Source organism: Pseudomonas sp. GD03903 (assembly GCF_029840045.1).
In the GTDB taxonomy this organism is placed as follows: domain Bacteria; phylum Pseudomonadota; class Gammaproteobacteria; order Pseudomonadales; family Pseudomonadaceae; genus Pseudomonas; species Pseudomonas pseudonitroreducens.
This window is the reverse complement of the sequence record NZ_JAOCBT010000033.1, coordinates 1-20,313: the sequence shown is the minus strand read 5'-3', so window position 1 is coordinate 20,313 and position 20,313 is coordinate 1. Positions and strand designations below refer to the sequence as shown.

Below are 20,313 nucleotides of genomic sequence, written 5' to 3'. Positions count from 1 at the left end.
CAAATCACTGTCCGTGGGAGTCAGCCGCCGGCATCAGCAGGTGGCTCATGCCCTGCTGATAGATGCTGCGCATCCACGCCACCAGTTGCTCGATATCGGCGTCCGGCTGGTGGATCACCATCCAGCGCAGCACGCCGATCATCTGGCCGCTGATGCTGCTGCAGATCACCTCCAGCGGAATCGCCGGGGTAATGTTCTGCGCAGCACAGCGCTGGCGATGCAGCGCCAGGGAGGTCTCGTAGAAACGCGAGTAGAAGCGCTCGAGGGGAATCGGCCCGGCGCCGCCGGTGAGCAACAGGCGGAACAGCGCTGTCTGTTCGCGCGCCTTTCCCAGCACGGCCTGCACGACCCGGCCGGTGAACGGAGCATCCTGCGCCTGCCCCTGCCAGTCGATGCTGGACTGAATCTCGTCGAGGAGGCGCTCCACCTCCCAGGCCAGCAGGGCATCCATGTCGGTGAAGTGGCTATAGAAGGTGGCCCGCGCCACGCGGGCACGCTCCAGCACGAGGTTCACCGCGGGTGGATAGGCCTGCCCCTCGCCGATCAGGTCGAACAGGGCATTGGCCAGTTTCTGGCGGCTACGCAGGACTCTCGGATCAGGCATGGCATTCGATCGGCTGGTGATTGACGCCCCGATCATACCTCGCATAGGATTCTGAACAAAAGTACGGAAAGTACAATTATCCGCCCCAATTCCTCCCGTCAGGTGCCCCCTCATGACCGTGCCCAGTGCGTCCGCCCAATGGTTCCAAGGCATGCTGCCAGCGCTCGCACGGCGCGGCGTCGACGTGGAGGACCTGCTGGCCCGCAGTGGCATTGCTGCGGAACTGCTGTGCGACAGCAACGCCAGCATTGCGCACATCCAGATCGCCCGCTTCTGGACGCTCGCCTGCGAAGTCACCGGCGATCCCCTGCTGGCCCTGCGCGCCAGCCAGGACTTCCGTCCCGGCTGCATGAACCAGGTCGGTTACCTGATGCTCGCCGCGCCGACGCTCGCCGACGCACTGGCTCATCTCATGCGCTACCAGCAGTTGCTGAGTGACGTTTCCGACTGTGAGCTCACGCTCGACGCGGAGGGTGGCACGCTGCGCCTGGAGGTGATCCCACAGCTGCATGCCATTCCCCAGGCGATCAACGACATGATGCTGGGCGCCACCATGGTGTTCTGCCGCTGGGTGCTCGGCCCCGGGTTCCGCCCGCGCCAGCTGTGCCTGCGCCGGCCGCAAGCGGCGCCGTCGGACCTTGAACTGTACCGGCGCGTGTTCGATTGCCCGATCCGCTTCGACAGCCCGATGGACTGCCTGAAGCTGTCGCCGCGCAACCTCCAAGCGCCGCTGCCATCGGCCAACCCCCAGGTCTTCGAGCTCCACCGCCAGCATCTGGAGGAGCGCCTCAAGCGACGCCGCCAGCAATCGATTTCGTTGCAGGTCGGTGATGTGCTGCAACAGTTGCTGCCCGAAGGCGAGCCATCCCGCGAACGCGTCGCCGGCCTGCTCAACCTCAGCCCCAGCACCCTGCATCGCCGCTTGCTCGCCGAAGGCACCTCGTACAAGACCCTGCTCGATCAGCGCCGCGCCGTCCTGGCCAAGGGCTACGTCACCCAGAGTGCCCGCCCGCTGCTGGATATCGCCTTCCAGTTGGGCTTCTCCGACCCGAGCAACTTCTTCCGTTCGTTCAAGCGCTGGTATGGCGTATCGCCCGGACGCTACCGCAAGCAGGCCGGCAACCGGACGGCTGAACGTCACCCGGCAGCCAGCAGCATCAGCGCCGGGCATACCGGCAGCTAGCCGGCTCGCGGAATCGGCGACGGTCGCCGGGCCGAGATGAATACCCTGTGCTATACGGATTTCACCCTCCCGATGGATCTCGAAGGTCGCAGTCTCAATTCGTATTGGGCGGTCACTTCACCAACAAATGAGGTTCTACATGCGCATCCTCAGAGACGTCCTGCTGGGTCTCGGCCTGGGCATTGCGGCACTGGGTTCGGCCCAGGCGGCGGAAAAGCCCAATATCGTGGTGATCATGGTCGATGACATGGCGCCCATGGATGTATCGGCCTACAACCGCGGCCTGGGAGCCGTCACCACACCCAATATCGATCGCATCGCCAAGGAAGGCGTGATGATCTCCGACTACTACGCCGAGCCCAGCTGCACGGCCGGGCGCGCCGCGTTCATCACCGGCCAGTACCCGATCCGTACCGGGCTCACCGCCGTCGGCCAGCCAGGGGCGAAAGTCGGCCTGCAGAGCACTGACGTCACCCTGGCTCAGTTGCTCAAGGCCGAAGGCTACGCCACCGGCATGTTCGGCAAGTCCCACGTTGGCGACCGCAACGAGTACCTGCCGACCGTCCACGGCTTCGACGAGTTCTACGGTTTCCTCTATCACCTGAACGTGATGGAGATCGCCGAGATGACCAACTTCCCGAAAGACCCGAACTTCCCCGGCATCCCGCGCAACATGATCCACGCCGTGGCCACCAGCACCGACGACGCCACCGAGGAGCCGCGCTGGGGCCGCGTGGGCAAGCAGAAGATTACCGACGAAGGGCCGCTCACCATCGAGCGCATGAAGACCATCGACGACACCTTCACCGCTATGTCGATCGACTGGGTGAAAAAGCAGAAGGCGGCCAACAAGCCGTTCTTCCTCTGGTTCAACCCCTCGCGCATGCACCAGAAGATTCACGTCAGCGACCAGTGGCTGGGCAAGAGCGGGCACACCGAATACGCCGACGCGGTGCTGCAGCTCGATTCGCTGGTGGGCAAGTTGCTGGATACCCTCGACCAGGAAGGCCTGAGCAAGAACACCATCGTCCTGTTCACCTCCGACAACGGCGTCAACCTCTCGCACTGGCCGGATTCCGGCGCCGCGTCATTCCGCGGCGAGAAAGGCCTCACCTGGGATGGCGGCTTCCGCGTGCCGATGCTTGCGCGCTGGCCCGAGCACATCAAGCCCGACACCTGGACCGGCGAGTTCATGGCCTCCGAGGACTGGCTGCCGACCCTGATGGCCGCCGCCGGCAAGCCGGACGTGAAGCAGCAACTGCTGAGCGGCCTCGATGTCGGCGGCAAGACCTTCAAGAATCACCTTGACGGCTACAACCAGCTCGACATGCTGACCCAGCCCGATGGCAAGTCCAAGCGGCATGAATTCTTCTACTTCGCGGAAACCAGCATGAACGCCGTCCGCGTCGACCAGTGGAAGATCCACACCGCAGTCAAGGACAAGTGGATGGAGGATGCCCGGAAGATTCCCGGCGGCCTGGTCATCGACATCAAGCTCGACCCCTACGAGCGCTCCCCGGAGGCCGGCGATCACTTCCGCTGGCAGCAGCAGCGCAGCTGGATCATCCCGATCCTCGCGCCGTACATCGAGGCATTCGAGAAGAGCATGAAGGACTTCCCGCCGTCGCAGAAAGGCGCGGGAGGCATCGGCATGGCCTCGATGGAGAATTGACCCTGCCGCTCTGACTGGACCGCTCCCTGCCCTTGCCGGGCAGGGAGCGGTGGTACCCACAGTTACTCGCTGGCCGCCTTGCAATCACTCGCCCCACGGCGCTCGCAGAACCGATAGCGGACCTGCTCGGCCCAATAGCGTTCGGCCTCGGACACATCGCTCCAGGAGTCGTAGGTGCCGCTCTCGAACAGGCCGATGATGGGTTTGCGCGCACCCACGCGGCGATCGATCATCGCGGCAACCACTTCGCCCGACGCCGAATCCGTCACCTTCCCTTCCACCGTCACCTGCCCGGCGAAAGGCGGCTTGCCCTGCGTATGGGTCATGGTCTGCATGGCGGTCAGCTTGGCACCCGGAAGGCCGAGCGGAATCGGCACATAGGAAATCGCCTTGGCCGAGGTGTCGGCCTCTTCCGCATCGACGATCGCGACGGACACCTGCAACGTGTCCGGGCCTGCCTGGTCGACCATCTGGTAGTCCTTGCCCAGTTGCTCATGCAACTGATCGTAGAGCCCCTGGGCGATCACCGTGTTCTGTTCCTTCGGCGTGCTGTGCAGCTTGGAGTCGGGGCCGCCGTAGAGCTTCACCGGGTCCAGGTAGATTTTCCTGTAGCGCGAGAAATCCGCCGGTGCGGCAAATTTGGGGTTGCGGTACAGCAGCAGGGATTCGCCGTCCTTGCCTGGTTTCATCAGCGGGTAGACGTCCGGCATGAAACCCGAACCATGCACATCCGAGCCCAGCGGCGTGCTTCTTCCGGGCTGAGCTGTCGAAGCGCAGCCGGAGAGAATGACCAGCGCGCTGCAAAGAAACAGTGAACTGAAATGAGTCGCCATGCAGGAAGAGTCTCCTCGATTTGCAGATGATCTCCAGGGCCGTTCCGTGGGAAGTCCGGCCCTGAGAGCCCCGTCGACGCGTGAAGCCAGGTGAGTGTAGACGGGGAGTTCGGGAGATTCTGGCTGCCGAAGAGGTCCGCTGATGCCTGGGAGACTCGCCGCGGTTTACGCACCCCGGTCAACTTCGCGCGGCAGAATCCACCAGGCATCTGAACGGCATGCTTGCGAGTGCCGGCGTACACATCGCGGCGCGGAAACACTGCGCGCAAAGGCCCGGAACAAGCGGCGACATTCGCCTCTTCTCCAGCTCAGCGCCCCTCCAGCATTACTTCGCTTTCCCGGACCCTCCGCCATTCCTCCGTGCTGCAGCGACGCTTGGCGATGAGGAAGTAAGCCAGGCCCGACACGGCCAGGCCGACCACGAAGGTGATGTCCGCGCCGCCGAGCGCCTGCGCTCCCGGGCCGACGTAGAAGCTCAGGGACATGAACGGAACCATGGCGAGAATCCCCAGGAAGTAGGCGCTGAGCCCGTTCCCTGACCACTTCCCGTAGATGCCGTCGGGATTGAATATCTCGCTGATCGCGTAATGGCCGCGACGCACGCAATAGAAATCGACCAGATTGACGGCGGTCCAGGGGATCAGTGCGTAGAGCATCATCATGATGAAGGTGTTGAAGGTGGCCATGTACCTGTCCGGAATCGCCAGGCTGATGGCCAGGGCAATCAGTGCGGCCAGCGCGATCCCCAGCACACGGCTCTTCAGGGTGGGAGCGATGCTGCGGAATGCATCCAGCGCGGTGATGCTGGTGAGCATCGCACCATAGAAGTTGACCGCCATGATGCCGAGGATGGCCGGCACGGAAACGAGCACGGCAAAGGTTCCGAAGCCCGGCATCAGTCGGTTGCCGATCTCGCGCAGGCTGCCGATGGCGCTGGGCTCCGGCAGCGCCGAAGCGATCAGCGCACCCAGGGACATCATCCAAACGGCGGAAATCAACGCCCCCAGGTAGGTCCAGGTGATGATCCTGCGTGCCGGCGTGTCGTGCGGCAGGTAACGCGAGTAGTCCGAGACATAGACCGAGTAGCTGATCTGGTAACCCGCGGCGGCGCCCAGCTGGACGAGGAACGCGTCCAGGGAAAAGCCGGCGCCCTTCACGGCGGCATCGGGGGTGAGATAGATCACCGCGGCGACGGACAGGAGTGCGTAGACGGCGACGATCAGGTAGGTCAACCAGCGCTGGAAGCGGTGCAGCAGATCATGCCCGAAGATGGCGATCACCGCGGCTGCCAGGGTCCAGACGATGTACCAGGGCTCGCGCGGCCCGGCGACAACGGTCTGCACCGCATCGGTCGCAAGGATGGCATTGAACACGTTGAACCCCGTGTAGCAGAAGTACACGGCGAGCAGCGGCAGCACGACTCCGCGCACACCAAACTGGGCACGCGACTGGATCATCTGCGGCAACCCCATGGTCGGCCCCTGGTTGGCGTGGAAGGCCATGAACAGGGTTCCGAAGGCAACGCCCAGGAGGATCGCCAGCACCGAATAGAATGCCCCGAGGGACAGCGAAGGGCCGATGAATCCGATCATCAGCGTCATGATCACGAAGTTGCCGGCGAACCAGAACGGCCCCTGGTGCCAGACCTTTCCATGGCGCTCGTTGCGCGGCACATAGTCGATTGAACGGACTTCGATGACGGGACGCATGGCCCCGCCTGGCTGATTGTCGCTCATGGCATGAATTACCTGATTCTTGTAGTTGTAAGGGCACGACGGCAACGCAGGAGGCCGCTGTGCGGCACGCAAGTGGCTGGCCTGTTTCCGACTCGACTGGGCAGCCGGGTCGGCGAAGCGAAGCGTCGCAAGGGCACGGATCGTGACGGCAGCAGAAGCGTCGAGACGGGGCAGCCTTGATTGAATTGCAACCTGCCACCGCCGAGCTGGCGCCACGCGGATTCCGACCCGGGCGAACTCAGTTTGCCCCTGGGGTCGCGGGGTGAAAAATCAGTGCGCCCAAACAATTACTTCAGAGATTCGCAAACCAGGCGAGCGCTTCTATCCGTGGCCATTCAGGCCGGACGAATGAGCGCAACCACATGATTTAAAAAGGCTTTAATCTGAAAAACACCTGCAGAGCGGGCGTCATTGGCAGCATCGATGACGTCGTGCTCGGTCCTCGCGGCTACCGTAACGAGCCTGGAATGCCAGCTTTTCTAAAACCGCGAACACGCTGGTTTTAGAAAAACTGAAACGGCGGCGAAAATTCAGCGGCCGGAGGGTTCAGCGGGGGTTCCGCGTCGGTTGGCATCAGCCGCGGCGCAGCCGATACTCATGGGCGGCCCTGGCGACAGGGATGCAGATCGTCCTCGCTGACCAGAACCCCAGGCATACCCGGCATGCTCCGAAACGTCTCCGACATGGACCTGAAACTACTGCGGCTGTTTGCGGCAGTGGTGCGCTGCGGTGGCTTCACCGCCGCCCAGGCCGAGCTGAACATCAGCCACTCGAACATCAGCATGCAGATTTCAGCGCTGGAAAAGCGCCTGGGTTATCGGGTCTGCGAGCGCGGCAAGGCCGGTTTCAGCGTCACGCAGAAAGGCCAGGCGATTCTCGCCGCAGCATCGAGGATCTTCGACGCCCTGGACCAGTTCAAGGACCAGGCCCAGCTGCTGTCGGGCAAGTTGATGGGGGATGTCTACATCGGCCTGGCGGACAACATCTCCACACTGGCCAGCGCCCACATCGACGCGGCCATCGCACGCTTCTACCGGCGCCAGCACAGCGCGCACCTGCACCTGTTCGTCAACTCTCCCGCCGAGCTCGAAGTCGCGGTGATCGACAGGCAGATCGACATAGCCATCTCCTACTTCAACCGGACCCTGCCCAACCTGACCTACCGGAACCTCTACAGGGAAAGCGTGGGCATCTTCTGCGGCGCATCGCACCCGCTGTTCGGCAACCAGGCCATCCAGCCCCTCGACCTGCAGGAAGCAGACTGGATCACCTATGGGTTCCTCTCCGCCGACCTTGAACGCATGGTCACCCCCACCACCTCCAGCGCGACCGCCTACCACCTGGAAGCAGTGATCCACGCGATACTGGCCGGCACGCACCTGGGCTTCCTGCCGCTGCATTGCGCAGAACCCTGGATTGCCCAAGGGCGTATGCGTGTCCTGCTGCCGGAGCTGATGCGGCAGGATGTGCAGCACAGCATGATCACCAGCAACGCCCATCCGCAGAGCGAAGCCGCACAGGCGTTCATCGAGGACCTGTTGCACGTCCACACCGCCGACCAGCACTGATCGCCTCCCCTCCCGCCCAGCCGCGCCCTCGCCGGCGCCCGGCTCGCTGCCGCGTCGCGTCGCGACCGGCTGGCTTCAGGAAGTCCTGAAGCCAGCTTCTCAACTTCGGGATATATCGCACTTCCGATCATTCCTATCCTGCCCAGGACCGCGGCAGCCGCCACCTGACAGGCTCAGCTGCGGCGCACTTTCGTGTCTTGCCCGCCCCCTCGGTAGCCGCTCCGGCAGCCAGGGGGCCAACCAGAACAAGAGGTAACCAGCATGCCGGTAGATTTCACGCTGACCCGCGAGCAGCTCGCCGCGAGGGAAGCGATGCGCGACTTCGCCCTCACCCACCTTTCCGGGGTCGCCGCAGCCATTGCCCCCTTCGATACGCCGGAGCAGCGCGTCGGGGCGATCAAACCCTTCTTCCGGGAAATGGTCCGCGCCGGCTTCATGAAATCGATCATTCCCGAGGAGGATGGCGGCACCTACCGCGGGCTTCTGGACATGGTCATCAGCGGCGAAGAGGCCTCGCTGGGCGACGTCAACGTCACTTGCGCGCTGTTCTCCTGCGCGCTGGCCCTGTCTCCCATCATCAGCCACGGCACTCCTGCGCAGCGCGAGAAATTCCTCGCGCCCTTCCTCACCGACGACGGCGCCCCGCTGGCCGCACTGGCCTTCAGTGAAGTCGGCGGTACCGCCAACTTCGATGATCCGGACCCAAGCTCGGGCTCGCAGACGTTCGCCCATCGGGACGGCGACGAATGGGTGATTTCCGGCGAGAAATTCTTCATCACCAACGGCTGGGGCTGGGAAGGTGAAGGGGCCGACCTGTTCGTCGTTTCCGCACGAACCGATCCGAGCGCTCCTGCCGCCGAGTCCCTGGCGATCTTCGCCGTGCCCCGTCCCACCCGCGGCCTGTCCTTCGGCAAGGGGCTGGATACCATGGGCCACCGGGCCACGCCGTCGCCTCGAATCCGCTTCGACGAGGTTCGCGTGCCGCTGGAGAACATGGTCGGCAAGCCCGGTGACGGCGTGCAGATTCTCGCCCAGACCTTCGCCGGCTCCGGCGTAGGGGTTGCCGCCGAAGCCGTCTGCGTGATGCGCCAGGCCTTCGAGGCGGCCCTGGCGTTCGCCAAGTCCGACCGCCGCAACGGTTCGGTCCCGATCATCGAACACCAGAACATCGGCTACATGCTGGCCGACATGAAGATGCGCCTGGAAGCGTCCCGCTACCTGACCTGGAAGGCCGCGCACTACTTCGATACGACCCAGGGCGAAGGCACCGAGCTGGCGGTGATGGCCAAGGTGTACTGCTCCGAGCAGGCCGTACAGGTGGTGTACGACGCGATGCGACTGGTGGGAATCGAAAGCTACGCCGACGAAATGCCGTTTGCCCGCCTGCTCCAGGATGCCGTGGCCTTCCCGTTGTACGACGGCGGCAACATGGGCATCCGCCGCCGCGCGCTGCACAGGACGCTGGCCGGCGCCGGCTACGACCACCTCGCCGCGTGCGAAGGCCGCGCCCCGGCCAGGTCCGGGAGTTGAACCATGCCATTCGTATCGCTGCGCATCACCCGTGGTGCAACCGAACGCCAGAAGCAGGACATCATCCGCGAGTTCACCCAGACGCTGGAGCGCGTGCTGCACAAGGACCCAGCGTGGACCCACATCGTGATCGATGAAGTCGACCCGGCGGACTGGGGGCACGCCGGCCTTTCCGTCAAACAGCACGAGCAGTGCAACCAGGGCGGTTGAGCCCAGGGCCGGCGTCGGACCGCGCCGGCCCATTCCTCCATGACAGACACCAGGGCACCTTGCATGAACCTGCCACCGCTCAACAGCATCAGAGCCTTCGAAGCCGTCGCCCGACTGGGCAGCGTCTCCGCCGCAGCGGGGGAGCTGAACGTGACCGCAGGAGCCGTCAGCCAGCAGGTGAAGATCCTCCAGGGCCACCTGGGCATGGAACTGCTGGCCCGGCGCGGCCGGCACCTCGCCCTGACCGTCACGGGCAGCCAGCTGCACAGGCGCCTCTCCAGGGCCATGATCGAGATCCAGGCGGCGATCCACTCGATCCAGAACGACGCGCCCGACACGGCAGTGCCGATCAAACTCAGGCTGTCGCTTCCGCCGACACCAGCCATCGCCTCGCCCTCCGCGATCCTCGGCGACCTGGCGGACTGTCCCGGAGGCCTCGACCTCAGCATCGTCGCCACCCCCTTCGGTGACGAGATCGACTGGAAGAGCGTGGATTGCGCGGTGCTCCATGGGGCACCGCCGTGGGCCGGATTTCACTGGCGCTGCCTGCGCCCGACCCAACTCGTGCCAGTCTGCAGCCCCGAACTATCACGGGGAGCGAGCACGATTCGTGGCGTTACCGACCTGCGCCGGCATCGGCTGCTGCACGAGGATGACGGCAGTCTCTGGCGAGACTGGCTGGCCGGCGCCGGCATGGCGCTTCCCGGCACGCAGGGAATCCATTTCGCTGCCCCCGCCATGGCCCTCCAGGCTGCCCGTGACGGCCTGGGTGTCGCGCTGGTCGAGGCAAGCGAAGCGCGCAAGGACCTGCAGGCAGGGAGACTGCTCCAGCCACTGAAAATGACGCTCTCGACCCTGTCGGGATACTACCTGCTCGCCCCCGCGGAACGATGCGCGGAAACGCTCTTCGAGCGCTTGTGCCAGAGGCTGGCACCCGCCGCAGTCGCACCCTGCGGCTGAATCAGCCGCAGGCTTCAGCGCACGACATGCAGGTAGTGCAGGTGCCGCTCGTACTGGTCGAGAATGTCGGAGATCACATCGTCACGGGTCCACCCCATGACGTCGTAATCCTGCCCGCCTTCGCGCAGGTGAACTTCCGCCCGGAAGTACTTGCGCGCCTCGCCGCCCTCCTCCTCTTCGAGCATCACGAAGCTCGGGCTGGTGAAGGCCCGCGGTCGGACCTCATAGAGGAAATGGCCCTCTCCCGGCTGCGCCAGTTCCAGCGCCACGCGGCCGTCCTCGCGCTCCAGCACCTGCGCGACATGCCCCTGCTTGCGCAACTCGCCGGCCACTTCCTCGCAGGCCGGGCGCACGACTTCGGCAATGAACCGAGTGACGTGGGCCCGCCGCGGACGGATGGCGATGTTGCGCAGGCGCCGCTGCCAGCCACCGTCGTGATGCGGCGCATGGCGCGGCGTGGGCAAGGCCTGGTGGCGCAGGCCGCGCCGCGTGGCATCCAGGTGCAGCGCACGGAACAGCCCCCAGATCGACGCCAGCAGGATGGCCGAGAACGGCAGCGCACTGGCGATGGTCGCCGTCTGCAGGGCCTTTAGGCCGTTGGCCAGCAGCAGCGCGACGGCGACCACGCCGATGCTCACCGACCAGAAGATGCGTTGCCATAACGGCGAGTGTGCATGCCCCGAAGACGCCAGCATGTCCACCACCAGCGCGCCGGAGTCCGCCGAGGTGACGAAGAACACCACCACCATCAGCACGGCGACCATCGACACCACGCTCGACAGCGGGAAGTGCTCGAGGAAGGCGAACAGCGCCAGCGAGCTGTCCTGGTCGACCACCGCCGCGAGGTCGGTCACGCCCTCGTTGAGGATCATGTGGATCGCCGAGTCGCCGAACACGGTCATCCACAACAGGGTGAAACCGGCCGGCACGAAGAGCACGCCACAGACGAACTCGCGGATGGTTCGCCCGCGCGAGATGCGCGCGATGAACAGCCCGACGAAGGGCGACCAGGACAGCCACCAGCCCCAGTAGAGCAAGGTCCAGCCGCCGATCCAGTCGGTCGGTTCGTAGGCGTACAGGTTGAAGGTCTTGTTGACGATGTCGGAAAGATAGGCGCCGGTGTTCTGCACGTAGGTCTGCAGCAGGAACACGGTCGGCCCGAGGAGCAGGACGAACAGCATGAGGATCACGGCCAGCGCCAGGTTCAGCTCGGAGAGGATGCGGATGCCCTTGTCCAGGCCACTGGCCACCGAGAGGGTCGCCAGTGCGCAGGTCACGGCGATCAGGATGATCTGCACCGTGGGATTCACCGGCAGGCCGAACAGGTGGTGGAAGCCGCTGTTGATCTGCAGCACGCCATAGCCCAGCGACGTGGCGACGCCGAACACCGTGCCGAGGATCGCGAAGATGTCCACGGCGTGGCCGATCGGCCCGTGGATGCGTTCGCCGATCAGCGGGTAGAGCGCCGAGCGCAGGGTCAGCGGCAGGCCCTTGCGAAAGCTGAAGTAGGCCAGGATCAGCCCGACGATGGCGTAGATCGCCCAGGCGTGCAGGCCCCAGTGGAAGAAGGTGATCTTCATCGCCTCGCGCGCGGCGGCCACGGTTCCCGGCTCACCCACTGGCGGGCTGGTGAAGTGCATCACCGGTTCGGCCACGCCGAAGAACATCAGGCCGATGCCCATTCCGGCGGAAAACAGCATGGCGAACCAACTGCTGCTGCGGTACTCGGGCTCACTGTGGTCAGGCCCCAGCTTGATGTCGCCATAGCGACTGATGGCCAGGAACACCACGCTGATCAGGATCAGCGCGACCGCGAGGATGTAGAACCAGCTGGCATTGGTGAAAATCCACTGCTGGATGTGTTCGAACTGCGTCTGCGCCTGGCGCTTGAACAGGACGGCATAGAGCACCAGCAGCAGGATCAGTACCGCGCTGGTGTAGAAAACCGGAGGGTTCAGGGTGCTCCGTGGCTTGCTGGGTGAGCTCATCGGGGAGGTTTCTCCTGTGCAACGACATCGCGCGCACCGACCTGCAAGCCACGGCGTGCGTGGCGGCACGCCGGTCCAAGGGTATCGCGTTCAGTACTCGTGATGATTCGAGGGGCCCCGTTACGCCGCCCCGCGCCGCGAACGTCAGGGACAGCGCGTCGCACCGCTGGCGTTGGCCCGTGCCACCAGCTCGGCGAACTTGCGCACGTTGGCCTGATGCGCGACCACCAATCCATCCACGCTGCTGTTCGCCGCTGTCTGCAGGCTGCTGTGACAGGACAGCGTCTGCTCCGAACCCGGCCGCTGCAAGCGCCAGCGGGCATCGAGCAGCGCGTACTGGCCCGGCACCGAGTCGAAGCGTTGCACGTCCACCCGCAACAAGGTAGCGCCGGGCCCCGGCGCGCCGAGTTGGTCCTCCAGGGCGTTACGGAATTCATCCACCAGGTTGGCGCCCCACCACTCGGTTTCCAGGATCGACAAGCCGCTGCCGCCCTGGCGCACGACGATCTGCGAGCGGTCGACCTGCGGCGGCATGGCGACCCGCTCGACGCGCACCTGGCCGCTGGCCGGGCTGCCCGGTTGCGCAGGCACCAGGGTGTGATAGTTGATTGGCGCACTGCTACAGCCCGACAGCGCGGGGAACAGTCCGGCCAGGAGCAGCATGGGCAGCTTCGGCATCTGAAGTCTCTCCTTGTACGCGAATCAGGGCTGCAGGTTGTCGGCGTCGGCGTTCTTCGGGCGACCACGGATCAGCGACTCCGGATGCCGCCCAAGGTAGTCGGACAGGTCGCGCAGCGAGCGCGACATGCGGTCCAGCTCATCCAGCGTGTCGCTGAGTTTCTCCCGTTCCGGCGAATTCCTGCCCAGGGCCGAGTTGGCCGTGGCCAGTGTCGAGCGCACTTCCGCCAGCGTGTTGGTGACGCCGGGCAAGGTCTGCGTATTGAACTGCTTGAGGCTGCTCTGCAACTCGCGCAGGTTGCCATCAAGGTTGTTGGCGATGCGCTCCAGCGGCAGCTTGCGAATGCGCTCGACGACGGCCTGCAATTGTTCCTGGAGCTTCTCCAGGCTGCTGGGCACGGTGGGGATGCGCATGGGCCGGGCCGTCGCATCGAAGGCCACGGGCTTGGCGTCCGGGAAGAAGTCCAGCGAGATGTACAACTGCCCGGTGAGCAGGTTGCCGCTGCGCGCCTGCGCGCGCATGCCGTGTTCGACGAAGCTGCCGATCAGGCGGCTGGCGCCCTCCTGGTCACCCACCGTGCTGCCGAATACCTTGAGCATCTTCTGGTGCACCGGGCCCAGGCGTTGCGGGTAGATCACCGCATCGACGATCACCGGGAAAATCTGCTGCTTCTCGTCATAGTCCAGCTGGATGTTGGTCACCTTGCCGAACTCGACGCCCATGAACTCCACCGGCGCGCCGATGCTCAGCCCACGCATCGACTGGTCGAAGCGCAGCCGCAGGTACTGCGGCACGCCCGAGGGCGGTGCAAGGGCGCCAGCGCGATCGGCATACAGCTCGAACGCCTGGTTGTCGGCGGCGGCCGAGGTTTCGTTGCTGCCCTCGGGCGTGCCGAAGGCCAGGCCGCCGACCAGCAGCGCCGAAAGCGATTCGGTGTTCACCTTCAGGCCGTTGGCGCCGACATCGACATCGATGCCGCTGGCGTTCCAGAAGCGGGTGTTCTGGGTCACGAAGGCATCGTTGGGCGACTCGACGAAGATCCCCAGGTCGACCCCCTTGCCGTCGCTGCGCAAGGCATAGGAGGTCACCTGGCCTACCGGAATCTTGCGGTAATAGATGGGCGAGCCGATATCCAGCGAGCCCAGGTCATCGGCGCGCAGGACGAAGCTCTTGCCCTTCTCGCCGTAGGTGATCGGCGGCGGCGCCTCGAGCCCGACGAAGCGCTTCTGCGGGGTGCTGGACTCGCCCGCGTCGGCGCCGATGAAATTGCCCGAGAGCAAGGTATCCACGCCGGTCACGCCCCCGGCGCCGATGCGTGGACGGACCACCCAGAACTTCGCCCCGGCAGTGGCGAACGACTCGGCCTCCTTGTTCAGCTTGACGCTGGCGGTGACGCTGTTCTTGTCCTTGGCCAGCTCCACCCCTTCCACTTCGCCGATCACCACGCTGCGGTACTTCACCTGCGTCTTGTGGGCGACCAGGCCTTCGCCGGTCTTGAAGGAAATCGTGATGGTCGGTCCCTGCTCGAGGAAGTTGCGCACGATCAGCGAGGCACCGATCAGCAACGCCACGATCGGCACGATCCAGACCAGCGAGACGCTCCAGCGCCGGGTACGAATCTGCGCTTGCCCCGGGGTGTGCTGCTCAGTGTGCGCCATCGATAGGGTCTCCCTCATCCCAGATATGCCGTGGATCGAAACTCATGGCCGAGAGCATCGTGAGCACCACGACCATTCCGAAAAACAGGATGCCGGCACGCGGTTCGATGGTGCCCAGCTCGCGCATCTGCACGAGCGCCGCCACCAGCGCCACCACCATCACGTCGAGCATCGACCAGTAGCCGATCAGCTCGACGAAGCGATACAGCTGCGAGCGCTGCCGGCGCGCCCAGGCGCTGCGGCGCTGGGCGGTCCAGAGCAGCAGCCCGAGGGAGAAGAACTTGATGGCCGGCACGCCGATGCTGGCGATGAAGATGATCAGCGCGATATCCCACGCACCGCCCTCCCAGAACTCCAGCACGCCGCCACCAATGGTGCTGTCGATGCCCTGGCCAAGCATCTCGGTGTGCATCACCGGCAGCAGGTTGGCCGGGACGTAGAACACCAGCGCGGCAACCAGGTAGGCCCAGCCGCGGGTGATGGCGTCGTGCTTGCGAGTGTGCAGCGGTGCGCCGCAGCGTTCGCAACGGTGCGGGCTGCGGCGGGTATCGCAGGCCATGCCGCAGCCATGGCAAAGGCACAGCTGCAGGTCACTGGCCAGCGGCGGCGTGCTCATACGCGCTCCCAGAGATCGCGGATGTCCTTGCCGGCGATGGCGATGATCAGCACGCTCAACGCCGCCATGGCCATCAGGCCGATACCAGGAATCACATCCAGCAGCCCGGCCAGCTTGATCACCGCGACCAGGGTACCGAGCAGGCAGACCTCGAGCATGCTCCAGGGTCGCAGCGCTTCCAGCCAGCGCATGCAGAAGGCGAATGCCGGCGCGCGCTGGCTGGCCAGGGCGAAACTCAGCACCCAGAGCAGCAGCGCCACCTGCAGGGCTGGCGCGAGGATGATCGCCAGGCCCGTGACCAGCGCGATGAAGGTGATCGGGCCGCTGCTGAGGATCAGCACCGCGTCCCACAGCGTCGCCGAATTGCTCAGGCCCTGCATGCTGATGGTCATCACCGGGTAGGCATTGGCGAAGGCCAGCAGCACCGCCCCGGTCAACGCCAGCGCCAGGCGCTGCTGCACGCTCAACGCATTGTGCCGGTGCAGCACGCCGCCGCAGCGCACGCACAGGGCCCGCTGGTGACGCTGCAGCGGCTGGCGCTGGTACACCGCATCGCAGTACTCGCAGATGATCAGGTCACGGGCGGTGGCCATAGGCGCTCTCGTGGCATGCCGGCGCGGGGCGCAGGTCAGGAAAATCGCTATCCACGACGAGAGCCAGGTGCAAGGCTCTGGAGCGATCCGTATCAAGTCTGCACAAGACTAGTCGACGATTTTCCCCGGCGAGGGCCAAGCGACGAAATCGCGCTAAAGAAAATCTTGCCGCGTACTCCGCTGCATAAAGGCAGCACGCCGAACAGCGGCCATACTGCACGGACGCCACCTCGACAGGGAGCCACGTCGATGCTCGATTTCCTCCTCCACGCCTTGCGCGCCAATCCCGAGATCGCGGTATTCCTGGCCATCTCGCTGGGCGTTCTGCTGGGCCGGATACAGCTCGGCAGCTTCCACCTGGGCTCGGTCGCCGGCGCGCTGCTGATGGGCCTGCTGATCGGGCAGATCGGCCTGGAGGTGCCGCATGAGCTGAAGTCGGTGTTCTTCGCGCTGTTCATCTATGCCGTCGGTTTCAAGAGCGGCCCGGAGTTCTTCGGCAGCCTCAATCGCGGCACGCTGAAGCTGGTGCTGCTGTCGGTGGTGCTGTGCGCCACCGCGCTGGGGGTGATCCTCGGCATGTATCGGCTGTTCCATTTCGACGCCGGCTTCACTGCCGGCCTGGGCGCGGGGGCACTGACCGACACGGCGATCATGGGCACCGCCAGCAGCGCCATCGCCCAACTGGGCATCGACGCTGCCGCCAAGAACCAGCTCAACAGCCACATGGCCGTGGCCTACGCGATTACCTACCTGTTCGGCACCATTGGCCTGATCGTCTTCGTCGGCAGCATTGCGCCCAAGCTGCTGCGCGTCGACCTGCGGCAAAGCGCGCGGGAACTGGAGCGGGAGCTGGGGATCGAGCGCGAGGAAAACGCCATCAGCATTCCTTACACGCGCATTGTCGTGCGTGCCCACCGAGCCCTGGCGCCGGCGGCGCTAGGCCAGCGCATCGCCGACATCGAGGCGCTGCACGCCGCATTGAGTGTGGAACGGGTGATTCGTGACGGGCGCATCCTCGAGCGCGATCCGCAATTGCGCCTGGAGAGCGGCGATATCCTTGGCGTCTACGCCCTGCGCGAGGCCGTGGCCGAGCTCAACCAGTGGATAGGCCCGGAGGTGGACAACCCCGACAGCATGTCCTTCGCCACCCGTGATGCCGATATCGTCCTGACTTCGCCGCGGCTGGCCGGCAAGACCATCCACCAGATCAAGACACTGCTGGTCGGTGCCGACCGGATGGGCTGCTATATCCGCTCCATCAGCCGCCAGGGCCTGGAGCTGCCACTGCTGCCCGACACGGTGCTGCGGCGTGGCGACGTCATCACCCTGGTCGGCCGCACCGCCAGCGTCGAAGCGCTGGCGGCGCAGATCGGCCGTATCCGTGCGAGCAACTACAAGAGCGATATCGCCATCCATACCCTGGGCATGGTCATCGGCTCGCTGGTGGGCATGCTCTCCACCCATATCGGCATGATTCCGGTGGAGCTGGGCATCGGTGGCGGTGTGCTGCTCGCCGGCCTGCTGATCGGCTGGTACAACTCGCGACACCCCGAGCTGGGCGCCCTGCCCCCGGCCGCGCAATGGGCGTTTTCCGAGTTCGGGCTGACCGCCTTCGGCGCCGTGGTCGGGCTGCTGGCCGGCCCCGCCGCCATCGCCGCAATCCAGAGCCAGGGCGCGGCCCTGCTGCTCTCCGGCGCGCTGGTGACCATCATCCCGCCGCTGGTGACGCTGTATTTCGGGCGCTACGTGCTGCGCCTGCACCCGATGATCCTGTTCGGTGCACTGGCCGGTGCGCAGACCGAGGCGGCCTCGATGAACAAGATCATCGAGCAGTCCGGCAGCAACACGCCGGTCATCGGCTTCACCGTGTGCTACGCCATTTCCAACGTCCTGCTGGCGGTGTGCGGCCCGATCATCGTGGCGGTCACGGCGGGCTGAGCCCGCCGGAGCCAGGCGAGCCTTCAGGGAGTGCCCAGGAACCAGCGGTAGTAGGGGTTGTCGCCATCATCGATGGCCACCTGGCGCGCGTCCCGGGCCCAGGCCTGGCGATCGCCGCGATAGGCATGCAGGCTCAGGTCGTAGAAGCGCCGCAGCCTGGCCCAGTTATCGTCGACCGCGGCGCGAACCGATGGCACGGCATTCTCCAGCGGTGGCGCGGAGCGCAGGGCGAGCAAGGTCGGCAGCACGCGGGCGATTTCCTTCGAACGAACCCACGGGGCGTACTCGATACGCGGTTGATCGTCGGTCACCGGCAATGCATCGCCGGCGTAGCGCAGCAGGCCGTCGCGGTCGGTGATCCAGGTGGCGAGCAGGGCTTCGACCGAGTCGATGCCCACCTCGCCCAGGGCCGCGGCAACCTCGGGCTGCTCGAACCGAGCCCGGATCCGCGACACATCCAGCTGCAAAGGCTGCAGCGAGCCCACCAGCAGCATCTCGTGGAACTCGGTCGTCCAGAGCGTGGCCGTGGGGAAGACATCGATGAAGCTGCGTACCAGCGCGCGGCTTTCCTCGTCGTTCTGGGTCGGTAGCGGCAACCACTGGGCGACTATCCCGTTGTCGGCCAGGCGCGAGGCCGCCAACTGGTAGAAGTCCCGCGAGTACAGGTTGACCACTCCGGCTGCCGAGGGCGGTGGCGGCTCCAGGGTGATCATGTCGTAGCGTTCGGTGCTGCCCAGCAGCTCGCGGCGGCCATCGCGCAGGCGGATGTCCAGGCGCGGGTCGCGGACCGCGTCGAAGTTGCCGCTGAAGCGCGGCGCGGCGGCCAGCACCTCGGGCAGCAGCTCGGCCACCACCGGGTGCTGCAAGTCGCGATAGCGCAACATCGCGCCGGCGGTAATACCGGTGCCGAAGCCGATCACCAGTGCCGAACGCGGCTCGCCGTTATGGATCAGCAGCGGCAGCAGGGCTTGCAGGCGCATGTAGCGCAGCGACGGCATGGCATCGCCGGTGTTCGACACACCCTGGATGTAGAGACGGCTGAAGCGCCTGTCGCCCTTGCCCTGCTCCACCACGGCGACAGTGCCGCCGCGGCCTTCGGCATAGAAGCTGATTTCGCCGTTGCGCGCACCAGGCAGCAGTTGCGCCAGGTGCCGCGCTGGCGTAAGTACGCCGATGGCCAGCGTCAGGACCGCGACCATGCCGACCCCGAGACGCAGGCCCTTGCTCACGCCCTCCCCGCGCCAGACTGCCAGCAGGCCGATGAGTGCAGCCAGAGCCCCGAGAACCGCCAGGGTACGCACCAGGCCGAGCCCCGGCACCAGGACGAAGCCGGTCAGCATCACGCCGACGATGCCGCCCAGAGTATTGAGTGCCACCACCACGCCCACGTCGCGGCCGACATGCCGGCGATCCACCGCCAGGCGCAGGGCGATGGGGAACGCCGCACCCAGCAACGTCGTCGGCAGGAACACCACGCACACCGCTGCCACCGCAAAGCGCGCGCACATGCCGGCCAGCTCGCTGCCGCCGGCCTGCAGCACCAGCCACTCGGCGCGGCTCTGCAGGCCGATCAGCCAGTTGCCGAGCCCGGCGACCTGCAGGATGGCCAGCAGCCCTGCCGCGGCAATCAGCAGACCGAACAGGCCCCAGGGATCGCTCACCCGGTCCGCGCGTCGGGCATACAGGGCGCTGCCCAGCACCAGGCCGCAGAGGTAGGTGGCCAGCACCACGGCGAAAGCGAAGGTCCGGGTACTCATGAACTGCACGATGGACTGCGTCCAGACCACCTCGTAGCCCAGCGCGACGCCACCGGCCACGCAGTACAAGGCGATGGCCAGGCGCGCCGCGTTGCTGCGCGGGGCGGCCACAAGCTCGCTCTCGCCCGGCGCTCTGCCGGTATCGCGGCGCAGCAACAGAGCCCCCGTGGCGGCGATCAGATTGCAGGCTGCTGCCGCATAGGCGCTCCACAGCACGCCCAGCGTCGGCAGCAGCACGAAAGCCGCCAGCAGCGTGCCCGCAATGGCACCCGCGGTGTTGGCGGCATACAGCCCGCCGCCCGCGCGGCCCATCTGCCCGTCGGCGGGCTCCACGGCACGTACCAGAACCGGCAGCGTGCCACCCATGAAGAATGCCGGCACGCCCACCAGCAGCAACGGCAGCGCCCAGGCCAGGAAGCCGAATGCCGCCTGCAGAAATACGAAAGCGCTGGCGGCATTGGCCAGCGCAACGGTTGAGGCGACGGCCAGCAGCGCCACCAGGGCCTCCAGCGCCGCGTAGAGGCGCAGCGGCCGCACCAGGCGATCCGCCAGCCGGCCGAAAGCCAGCCCGCCCAGGGCCAGGCCGGCGAAGAAGGCGCTGATCGCCGTGGTCACGGCATAGACCTCCACGCCCACCACCAGCGACAGCTGCTTCACCCACAGCACCTGGAACACCAGCGCCGCCGCGCCGGAGGCAAACAGCAGCAGCGCCGGCAGCCACAGCGCCAGCCGCTGCTGGGCGCCAATGGCAGCCTGTTTGACGGGGCGGATGTTCATGCTCGACGAAC

Annotated in this window: 16 protein-coding genes; 7 read left to right on the top strand and 9 right to left on the bottom strand. The window is 65.8% G+C overall.

Annotated elements, in window-relative coordinates:
• Positions 1–4: 4 nt before the first annotated feature.
• Positions 5–604: a TetR/AcrR family transcriptional regulator gene (locus N5C91_RS30115; RefSeq protein ID WP_236198842.1), complete on the bottom strand. Its 600-nt coding sequence runs from the start codon at positions 602–604 to the stop codon at positions 5–7.
• Positions 605–716: 112 nt separating this feature from the next.
• On the opposite strand from N5C91_RS30115, the gene N5C91_RS30110 reads away from it, so the two are divergent.
• Both N5C91_RS30110 and N5C91_RS30105 read left to right on the top strand, forming a co-directional pair.
• Positions 717–1,787: an AraC family transcriptional regulator gene (locus tag N5C91_RS30110; RefSeq protein WP_279834055.1), complete on the top strand. Its 1,071-nt coding sequence runs from the start codon at positions 717–719 to the stop codon at positions 1,785–1,787.
• Between the two features lie 139 nt (positions 1,788–1,926).
• Positions 1,927–3,459 (top strand): arylsulfatase, encoded by a 1,533-nt coding sequence (locus N5C91_RS30105; protein ID WP_279834052.1) that lies wholly within the window; start codon positions 1,927–1,929, stop codon positions 3,457–3,459.
• A gap of 62 nt (positions 3,460–3,521) precedes the next feature.
• Here the strand turns inward: N5C91_RS30105 and N5C91_RS30100 are convergent, their stop codons facing one another.
• On the bottom strand, positions 3,522–4,169 hold the full coding sequence (locus N5C91_RS30100) for a DUF3313 domain-containing protein (RefSeq protein WP_236170591.1): 648 nt from the start codon (positions 4,167–4,169) through the stop codon (positions 3,522–3,524).
• Positions 4,170–4,600: 431 nt separating this feature from the next.
• The gene (locus tag N5C91_RS30095; protein WP_279834050.1) at positions 4,601–6,028 is read right to left on the bottom strand and encodes a cytosine permease; all 1,428 of its coding nucleotides are present in this window, start codon (positions 6,026–6,028) and stop codon (positions 4,601–4,603) included.
• Positions 6,029–6,690: 662 nt separating this feature from the next.
• Here N5C91_RS30095 and N5C91_RS30090 point away from each other — a divergent pair.
• The 4 genes from N5C91_RS30090 (at position 6,691) to N5C91_RS30075 (ending at position 10,296) form a co-directional block, all read left to right on the top strand.
• A complete protein-coding gene (locus tag N5C91_RS30090; RefSeq protein ID WP_279834049.1) occupies positions 6,691–7,596 on the top strand; it encodes a LysR family transcriptional regulator in 906 nt (301 codons plus the stop codon).
• A 261-nt stretch (positions 7,597–7,857) separates the two neighbouring features.
• Complete coding sequence (locus N5C91_RS30085) at positions 7,858–9,126, top strand: acyl-CoA dehydrogenase family protein (RefSeq protein WP_279834048.1); 1,269 nt, start codon at positions 7,858–7,860, stop codon at positions 9,124–9,126.
• Positions 9,127–9,129: 3 nt separating this feature from the next.
• Positions 9,130–9,336 (top strand): 4-oxalocrotonate tautomerase family protein, encoded by a 207-nt coding sequence (locus N5C91_RS30080; RefSeq protein ID WP_236198834.1) that lies wholly within the window; start codon positions 9,130–9,132, stop codon positions 9,334–9,336.
• A gap of 63 nt (positions 9,337–9,399) precedes the next feature.
• The gene (locus N5C91_RS30075) at positions 9,400–10,296 is read left to right on the top strand and encodes a LysR substrate-binding domain-containing protein (RefSeq protein ID WP_279834046.1); all 897 of its coding nucleotides are present in this window, start codon (positions 9,400–9,402) and stop codon (positions 10,294–10,296) included.
• 14 nt (positions 10,297–10,310) lie between these two features.
• Here the strand turns inward: N5C91_RS30075 and betT are convergent, their stop codons facing one another.
• The 5 genes from betT to N5C91_RS30050 form a co-directional block, all read right to left on the bottom strand.
• Positions 10,311–12,284 (bottom strand): choline BCCT transporter BetT, encoded by a 1,974-nt coding sequence (betT, locus tag N5C91_RS30070; protein WP_236170597.1) that lies wholly within the window; start codon positions 12,282–12,284, stop codon positions 10,311–10,313.
• Between the two features lie 144 nt (positions 12,285–12,428).
• Entirely contained in the window at positions 12,429–12,962 is a 534-nt protein-coding gene (locus N5C91_RS30065; RefSeq protein ID WP_236170598.1) for a PqiC family protein, read from the bottom strand.
• A 24-nt stretch (positions 12,963–12,986) separates the two neighbouring features.
• Entirely contained in the window at positions 12,987–14,621 is a 1,635-nt protein-coding gene (locus N5C91_RS30060; RefSeq protein ID WP_279834044.1) for an MlaD family protein, read from the bottom strand.
• On the bottom strand, positions 14,608–15,237 hold the full coding sequence (locus tag N5C91_RS30055; RefSeq protein ID WP_236170600.1) for a paraquat-inducible protein A: 630 nt from the start codon (positions 15,235–15,237) through the stop codon (positions 14,608–14,610). The genes N5C91_RS30060 and N5C91_RS30055 overlap by 14 nt, the downstream gene beginning before the upstream one ends.
• A complete protein-coding gene (locus N5C91_RS30050; protein ID WP_279834043.1) occupies positions 15,234–15,830 on the bottom strand; it encodes a paraquat-inducible protein A in 597 nt (198 codons plus the stop codon). The genes N5C91_RS30055 and N5C91_RS30050 overlap by 4 nt, the downstream gene beginning before the upstream one ends.
• A gap of 249 nt (positions 15,831–16,079) precedes the next feature.
• Between N5C91_RS30050 and aspT the strand changes: the two genes are divergently transcribed.
• Positions 16,080–17,768 (top strand): aspartate-alanine antiporter, encoded by a 1,689-nt coding sequence (gene aspT / locus N5C91_RS30045; RefSeq protein WP_236170602.1) that lies wholly within the window; start codon positions 16,080–16,082, stop codon positions 17,766–17,768.
• Positions 17,769–17,791: 23 nt separating this feature from the next.
• Here the strand turns inward: aspT and N5C91_RS30040 are convergent, their stop codons facing one another.
• A complete protein-coding gene (locus N5C91_RS30040; RefSeq protein ID WP_279834077.1) occupies positions 17,792–20,302 on the bottom strand; it encodes a fused MFS/spermidine synthase in 2,511 nt (836 codons plus the stop codon).
• Positions 20,303–20,313: the final 11 nt, after the last annotated feature.